Annotated in this window: 7 protein-coding genes; 5 read left to right on the forward strand and 2 right to left on the reverse strand. The window is 49.8% G+C overall.

What is annotated here, in order from left to right:
- The first annotated feature begins 187 nt into the window (after positions 1 to 187).
- The 4 genes from ACLUYS_RS02600 (at position 188) to ACLUYS_RS02615 (ending at position 4,725) form a co-directional block, all read left to right on the forward strand.
- Complete coding sequence (locus ACLUYS_RS02600; protein WP_288339013.1) at positions 188 to 1,081, forward strand: YitT family protein; 894 nt, start codon at positions 188 to 190, stop codon at positions 1,079 to 1,081.
- A gap of 449 nt (positions 1,082 to 1,530) precedes the next feature.
- A complete protein-coding gene (locus ACLUYS_RS02605; RefSeq protein ID WP_412658942.1) occupies positions 1,531 to 3,624 on the forward strand; it encodes a peptidoglycan D,D-transpeptidase FtsI family protein in 2,094 nt (697 codons plus the stop codon).
- 151 nt (positions 3,625 to 3,775) lie between these two features.
- Positions 3,776 to 3,925, forward strand: a complete 150-nt coding sequence (rpmG, locus tag ACLUYS_RS02610) for a 50S ribosomal protein L33 (RefSeq protein ID WP_230267913.1) — start codon at positions 3,776 to 3,778, stop codon at positions 3,923 to 3,925.
- Positions 3,926 to 4,062: 137 nt separating this feature from the next.
- Entirely contained in the window at positions 4,063 to 4,725 is a 663-nt protein-coding gene (locus ACLUYS_RS02615; RefSeq protein WP_289068832.1) for an MBL fold metallo-hydrolase, read from the forward strand.
- 166 nt (positions 4,726 to 4,891) lie between these two features.
- On the opposite strand, the gene ACLUYS_RS02620 is transcribed toward ACLUYS_RS02615, so the two are convergent.
- Positions 4,892 to 5,833, reverse strand: a complete 942-nt coding sequence (locus ACLUYS_RS02620; protein ID WP_412658944.1) for a hypothetical protein — start codon at positions 5,831 to 5,833, stop codon at positions 4,892 to 4,894.
- The gene (locus tag ACLUYS_RS02625) at positions 5,817 to 6,767 is read right to left on the reverse strand and encodes an ATPase, T2SS/T4P/T4SS family (RefSeq protein ID WP_230267916.1); all 951 of its coding nucleotides are present in this window, start codon (positions 6,765 to 6,767) and stop codon (positions 5,817 to 5,819) included. The genes ACLUYS_RS02620 and ACLUYS_RS02625 overlap by 17 nt, the downstream gene beginning before the upstream one ends.
- 370 nt (positions 6,768 to 7,137) lie before the next feature.
- On the opposite strand from ACLUYS_RS02625, the gene ACLUYS_RS02630 reads away from it, so the two are divergent.
- The coding region (locus ACLUYS_RS02630; protein ID WP_412658945.1) for a YoaK family protein at positions 7,138 to 7,336 on the forward strand (199 nt) is incomplete at its 3' end.

Genomic DNA, 7,336 nt, shown 5'->3' on the forward strand with positions numbered 1-7,336 from the left:
AAGTGAGCAGGGGATTCTTTCTGGATTTGTTTTTTGCGGATTTGCTGGAATTCTTGGCAAGAGGAAGCTCTTTTCGCTTCGATTGTTCCAAAAAGAAAACTTTGTCTTATAATGCATGAAGCCCGGTCTGCACCAGAGCTTCAAAATCTGGCGGCAGTGGTTTCAAATCAATATCAAGGAGGCTGACATGTATCATCTGATCGAAGAATTTGAACAGAATCTTGGCCGCAACCGAACGCTGAGCTTTCTGTTTTCCCTGATCAAAATCATTCTCTCTGCGCTGCTGCAGACGTATGTCATGCAGGTTTTCATGGATCCCTGCAACCTGATTTCCGGCGGCTTTACCGGTATTGCGCTGTTTATCAGCCGTGTCGCCTCGCTTGGCGGGATGAATCTGCCGGTCTCTTTACTCATTATCCTCCTGAACGTTCCAGTCGCCGCGTTTTGCGTGCGCGCCATTTCCAAGCGCTTTGTTCTCCTTTCGGCCATTCAGTTTGTTCTGGTTTCCATGTTCCTGGAAATTTTCAGCTTTGAACCGTTATTTTACGACATCATGATGAACCTGCTGTTTGGCGGCATTCTCTGGGGCTTCTCGATTTCTCTGGCGTTAAGTTCCGGCGGCTCGACCGGCGGTACCGACTTTATCGCCCAGTACGTATCCAACAAGATTCACCGTTCGATCTTTAACATCGTGTTCTATTTCAACGTCGCGATGTATATCGCCTACGGTTTCTCCTTTGGCTGGATTTACTGCGCGTATTCCATCATCTTCCAGTTTTTGTCCACGACCGTCATCAACAAGATGTACAAACGCTATCAGCGCATGACCCTGCAGATTACGTGCAAGGACCCAAAACCGGTTGTCGACGCGTTTATGGAAACAGTTCGTCACGGTATGTCCATCATCGAATGCAAGGGCGCGTACAAAGGTGAAACGTACTACATCTGTGAATCCGTTGTTTCTTCTTTTGAACTGCCGGAGCTGACCCGTGCACTGATCAAGGCGGATCCGCACTGTCTGATCAACGTCTATCGAACCGTATCGTTTTACGGCAGCTTCTACCAGAAGCCAATCGAATAGAACCCTGTTTTATTTCCCTTGTTCTTTTAATGCACACGAAAGAGGAAGACCGAAGACGTCCGGTTTCCCTCTTTTTCTCTGGCTTTTCGCTGGTGCAAAATGCTTTAAATTTGTGGGTATTCGGCGCGAACCGATAAGCGCAAATAGTTAAATGATACGTATATTTCACAAATCGATTCTGCTATAATGAGAAGCGCGAAACCCGCTCCAGTTTATGCAGACGGCTTTTTATTCCCGTTTAAGAAGAACGGAGTAAAGTAAAAATCCAAATGTTCAGACTGGAACATGGACGACGCAAAATTTTCGAATAAGCGAAAAATAAAATAAGAAATATATAAGCGAAAAAGGATCCGGATTGAGGATCCTGTCCGATAAATCCAAGTGAATTGAAAAGCCGGCATTCCATGCCGATTGCCTTTTGGTTCGCACCCACTGGAAAGGAGGAAAAAATGAGAAAACGCAGAAGCTCAAAATCCAAAGAAAAAAGCAGCCGGATCAGCCGACTGGTCTCCAATCGAATTCTGGTTTTATCCATCGTCATTGTGGCTCTGTTTTTGAGTCTGTTTGTGCGTCTGGTGGATATCCAGGCGATTCATCACAATTCCTATCTCGAAAAGCAGGACGACTATACGTCCATTAAACAGTACAGTTCCGCACCGCGCGGTCAGATTTACGATGCCAAAGGACGTGTGCTCGCCAAAACGGTTGCCTGTAAAAATATCGTCTATACGACACCGCAGAACGCTACGTATACCGATATGATGATTTACGCCGACCGTATGGGCGAAGTGTTCCATATTGAGATGGACGACTTCACCAATGCGGAAATCAAGGACGCGTACCTGCAGTACACAACGCTCCTCGATCCCGAAGATCCGCATTACGACGGTCTTGATCTGCTCAATGAAGAACAGAGAGCAACGTACGATGCGGGAGAAATGACATCCAGTCAGCTTCGGCAGATTCAGTTAGGTGCCATGACGCAGGAAACCATCAATCAGGCTGACGCGCGTGCTCTGAAGGCCGCAGCCATTTATAACCGTATGGCCCAGAGTTCGTCGACCGGTCAGTCGGCAGTCATTGCCGAAGACGCGGACGATGAAGAATGCGCCTATCTCGTTGAACACAAAAGCGAGTTTCCCGGCTTTGACATCGACTTTGGCGGCTGGAAACGCGAATATCCGTACGGCGAATCGCTCAGTGATGTTCTCGGATCCGTATCGACGTCCACCGAAGGTCTTCCAGACTCGCTGGCGGACGAATATCTGGCTAAGGGCTATCAGTACAATGCCCAGGTCGGCAAATCCGGTCTGGAACTGCAGTACAACGATCTGCTCAGCGGTACCGATGAAATCGCCAAAATCACCTACGACTCCAACGGTCTTGCGCATAAGCAGATTCTCCAGCCGGCAAAGAAGGGGCATGATCTTTATCTGTCTGTAGATATCGACTTGCAGCTCAAGCTCGATGAAACGTTGAAATCCGTTTTGCAGGCGTACGGCGGAACGAAAAACCGTGAAAACTTCTACACGCTGTTCATGTGCATGGAAAACCCACAGACCGGGGATGTGCTGGCCCTTTCCGGCTATCAGATGGATCCGGAAACCCGGCAGCTTTCCTATTACGCGTCCGGCAACTATACCCAGCTGATCAACCCGGGCAGCTGCGTAAAAGGCGCTACGGTGTACATGGGACAGTCCGAAGGCGTTGTGCAGGAAGGCGAAGTCATTGTCGATGAAGTCATGAACATCGGCGGACAGAATTTCGGCTCCTACACCGAACACGGTCCGGTAAACGATGTGCAGGCGCTTTCGGTTTCGTCCAACGTTTACATGTTCCAGATCGCGATGCGTCTTGGCGGGTATAACTATGTACCGGGCGAAGCCCTCAATATCGTCGATGTTCCTGGAACGCTCAACAAGATGCGCAATTACTATTCGCAGTTTGGACTGGGCAATATGACCGGTCTCGATGTTCCCAATGAAGTGACCGTCTTCGCAGCGGGAAACAATACACCCAACATGGTCATCAACTACGCGATCGGTCAGCTCGATACGTATACTCCTCTGCAGCTGATGCAGTATGCGGGGGTAATCGCCGCAGACGGCAAACTGTTCCAGCCGCGCTTTTACCAGTACTCCAAGGAAGTGGGCGGCGACGAAATTTTCGATCTGAACGAAGTCGTTCTGAAAAACGAACTCGACGAAAAGAACGCCAGCCATCTCAAGCGCGTTCAGGAAGGCTTCCAGGCCTGCGTCGCGGATGAGAACTGCTTCAAGCCGCTTAAAAATCTTGATGAGAACATGGCGGCGAAAACAGGAACAGCCGAAGTCGGCGAATGGACCACGGCCAACCTGGTCGGTTATGGACCTGTGGAAAAACCGAGCGTCGCCTTTGCGTGCTCGGCACCGACGTCTTCGATCAACAGCCAGTCGCTTTCAGCCAACATCTGCGCCAATAACGTCGTAGGTCCGGTCCTGCAGGAATACTTCAACCTGTATCCGGAAAACCGCGTACAGAGCGGCGATTCGGCGGCGCAGTAGACGGGTTCAGCAAACCCAATAAATTAATTTGAATCAACTGACAGCCCCGATGGGATTGCCGCTCTGGCGCGCCCATCGGGGCTGTTTCAGGAATTATTGTTCGTCTCAATTTTCTGTGCTATAATCGGCAGGAATGTAAGGAGGAAACAGCGTGAGAGATCGTATCACTTTCAAGTGCGCGGTTTGCGGCGATGAAAACTACATCGGTACCCGTAACAAGAAAAAGCATCCGGAACGTATGACCATCAAGAAATACTGCCCGAAATGCAACAAAATGACTGAGCACAAAGAAAAGAAGTAATCGCACTGGATCTTCATCCGGGAATCCTTTTCCCGCGCCGTGTCCATTGCACAGACGGATGCCCAAGCGGCATCCTTTTATGTAGTCGTTTTTTCGCTTTTACGGCATCCGTTTAAGCTTTGCAGGTGAAAAAGCATATGATGAAGAAGGAAAAATTCCAGGGAGGTACAGTTATGGAAGTAATCTGCAAACCCGTTGGTCCCGTACAGGCCAACTGCTATATTGTTTCCGATCATGGACACGCTTTGATCATCGATCCGGGTGATGAAGGCCGCGAAATCGCCATGATGGTTCGCGCGCTGAATGTGAAAGTGGATGCCATCTGTCTGACACATGCTCATTTTGATCATATCGGCGCGATCGATACGCTGCTTGAAGAGTTCAACGTCGATGTGTACGTCAATCCGGCCGAACTCGACTTTCTGTCCCAGCCGGAAAAGAATGCTTCCGCTTCGTTTGTCGGCATTCCGCATCTGACGCTTCAGGCGAAACCGGTTGCCTACAAAGAAGGTCAGAATCTGATCGGTACCTTCGGCGTTACGGCGTATTATGCGCCAGGTCATTCGATCGGCAGTACGATTCTCGAAATCGGAGATAACCTGTTTACCGGCGATGTCCTGTTTGAAGGCTCCATCGGCCGTACCGATCTGCCCGGCGGATCCGTCAGCCAGATGCGCGATTCGCTGAACTTTCTCAAATCGCTGAAAAAGGATTATGTCGTCTATCCGGGTCATGGTCCATCGACCACGCTCGAACAGGAAAAAACGCATAACCCGTATCTGATGTACAACCTGATCTGATTTGATTTTGAAGAGCCTGCTCTGCGGACTTTTTCTTTTGCGTTTGATTCCGGCTTGGCGTTCGCTTTTGCCTTAGGATTTGTTCAAAGCGATCCAGTCATGCGCAGTCTGCTTCATACAGGGTGCATCTATGTATGGAAGACCCGAATATCTTCCTGTAACGGATCTATATCCCTTCCAGCATGCTTAACGGCTCCAGCATGATCTGATAGACGCTGATTGCCAGAATCCCGACAAAGCCATAGGCCGCATAGAGAAGATAACGGCTGAACTGACTGAGCTGCTTTTCAAAAAGCAGCAGACGACCCTGCTGATACGCCTGCATCATCTCTTCCATACGGCTTGTTTCCAGACCAATTTCAAAAAAGCGGATAAACCGATCTTCCAGCCGTCTTTCCCTGCGTATGCACGCTTCCAGACTTTTTCCCGCTTCAATCTCTCGAATCCAGCTTTGCCATAAAATCTGCGCGAAAGGAAAACAGCCCGATTCCTGAATTAGACGGCTGGCCTGCCTTGTGGACAAGGATGCTTTCTGGACGCATTCAAAGACGACGGCGCATTCCATGGACGAAAACGTCTTTAAAAGGGGAATGGAAAACAGAAGCGGCGAAATCCGGGAAGCCGCCTGCGGAAACGTGATCATCCAGCCGACGGCAACGACACCGATGAAAACGGCGATCCAGAACAGCAGGGAAACCAGCTTCAGCAGATTCAGCAAGGAAAGGGAAGAGGACCCGCCTTCGCCAAGCAGGGAGGGAAGAATGCTGTCGGCAAAAAAACAGACCAGACCGCTCGCAAACGCCATGAGAAAGAGTGGGTAGCAGCTTTTTTTCAGGAGCGTTCCATGCAGCGTTTTTCGCGCTTTGCGCAGCTGTTCGTGAAATTCGAGCGCCAGGGAAAGATCGAAGATTTCCATCAGAACACCAAGCTGCTTCATGTTCCGCTCTTTTTGTGAACGGACGATCTGCGAAAACGGAATACCCTGTTCAAGCCGTTTTTCAATTTCTGCATGGGATTGAAACGAAAGAGACAGGGCATCGGGAAACGTCAGCCCGCTTTTGAGCAGCAGGCAAAACAGATCCATTTCCTTTTCATCCAGAACCGGCATCCCCTTCGGGGCGAAGACAGGCTTCAAAAGAAAGTCCCGGACGGGCGTTTTCTTTTTCTTCGAAGAGGCGATGGACGTCTTCCTCATTCCAGATTTCATAAACACACTCCTTCTGATCGCCGTTTCGTAAAAGGCGGCAGACAAAAATTCCTTTCAGTACACTGCGCAGATCCTGCTCGTCTGCACCGAGATCGAGCAGGCGCAAAAGGCATTCCAGGCCGCTGCCGCAGTGCAGAGTCGTATAGACGACATGGCCGGTGAGGGAAGCGCGAACGGTCATTTTCGCAGCGATTTCCGAACGGCATTCGCCGATGAAAAGAACATCCAGATTTTGGCGGAGCAGTTCTTCGAGGGTGCGCTGGTACGTAACGCCTCGGCCTGGATTGATCTGAATCTGCAGCATGTCCGGCTCCTGAATTTCGATCGGATCTTCCATCGTCACGATTTTCAGCGGCCGCTTTTCGAGAATGCGGTGGAGCAGCGCGTGAATGGTCGTCGATTTTCCCGATCCGGTAGGACCGCAGGAAATGATCAGACCCCGATCGGTCTGCGTAAAGCGCTCAAGACGTTTTGCTGCTTCCTTGCAGGAGCTGAGATCTTCAAGCGCAAAGTGTCTGGCCGAATGGAGAAGACGGATTACCCCGGTTTGCGTATCCTGAGCGTGAAGCAGAGAAAAGCGGCATTGCGCTTTCTTTCCGTAAACCGTCATCGTAAATTCGCCGGACTGCGGTTCATTGGGCTGGCAAAGATCCATGCCGGAAAGGAACTTCAGATACTCCAGAAACTCCGGCGGGAAAATGTCCTGATCCAGTTCTTCAAGCCCTTTGTCCGTTCGAAAGAAGAGGTGAAGTCCTTTTCCTTTGCGCTCTAAATGAATGTCGGTGATTTCCCGTTCCATCGCCAGAGACAGCAGCAGCCGGCAAAGATCGCGCATGGTCTCACCTCCTGTCTGTTCATACGAAAAACGAGACAGACGATGAAAATGGAAAGTCGACTTTTTCCGTCGGATTCGACCTCGAAGAAGATCCAAAGCCGTCAAAAAAGCAGAGTCTTCAGAAGACGCAGATAGAAAAAGATCACCGAAAACGGGAGAGTCCGGTATCGCATTGCATTGCTGAAAACGCTGTCTTCGGATAAGGACAGGTATCTCAATAGGTTTGTCTTTTGAAGCCTTTTATAGTTACAGGGAAAAAGAAAACAAATCGAAGCGAATAAACGGATCGATTCGTTTTTCAGGCAAAATCGCCCGCAAACATCGTATTGGCTTTGTGCGGGCAGGAATGGGTAAAGACGAGGCGAACAAATTGAAACTGAAAACATCACAGAAACAGATGTCGGAATCCCTTTGGACAGTGGCATTTTTAACGCTTTCCGGAGGACTGCAGGATGCGTATACGTATTTTGAGCGCGGAAAAGTTTTCGCCAACGCGATGACGGGAAATCTGGTCCTGATGAGCGCGCGGCTGTTTGAAGGGGACTGGATGGCGTTTTTAAAATATCTGT

The sequence above is a fragment of the Allobaculum sp. genome (assembly GCF_047010065.1).
GTDB lineage: Bacteria > Bacillota_I > Bacilli_A > Erysipelotrichales > Erysipelotrichaceae > Allobaculum > Allobaculum fili.

What these genes read in the sequence shown, in the direction of transcription:
- ACLUYS_RS02625 (WP_230267916.1), bottom strand. Translation starts at nt 6,767, where the DNA reads ATGCGCGATCTTTGCCGGCTGCTGCTGTCTCTGGCGATGGAACGGGAA.
- ACLUYS_RS02600 (WP_288339013.1), top strand. Translation starts at nt 188, where the DNA reads ATGTATCATCTGATCGAAGAATTTGAACAGAATCTTGGCCGCAACCGA.
- ACLUYS_RS02615 (WP_289068832.1), top strand. Translation starts at nt 4,063, where the DNA reads ATGATGAAGAAGGAAAAATTCCAGGGAGGTACAGTTATGGAAGTAATC.
- ACLUYS_RS02605 (WP_412658942.1), top strand. Translation starts at nt 1,531, where the DNA reads ATGAGAAAACGCAGAAGCTCAAAATCCAAAGAAAAAAGCAGCCGGATC.
- ACLUYS_RS02620 (WP_412658944.1), bottom strand. Translation starts at nt 5,833, where the DNA reads ATGCCGGTTCTGGATGAAAAGGAAATGGATCTGTTTTGCCTGCTGCTC.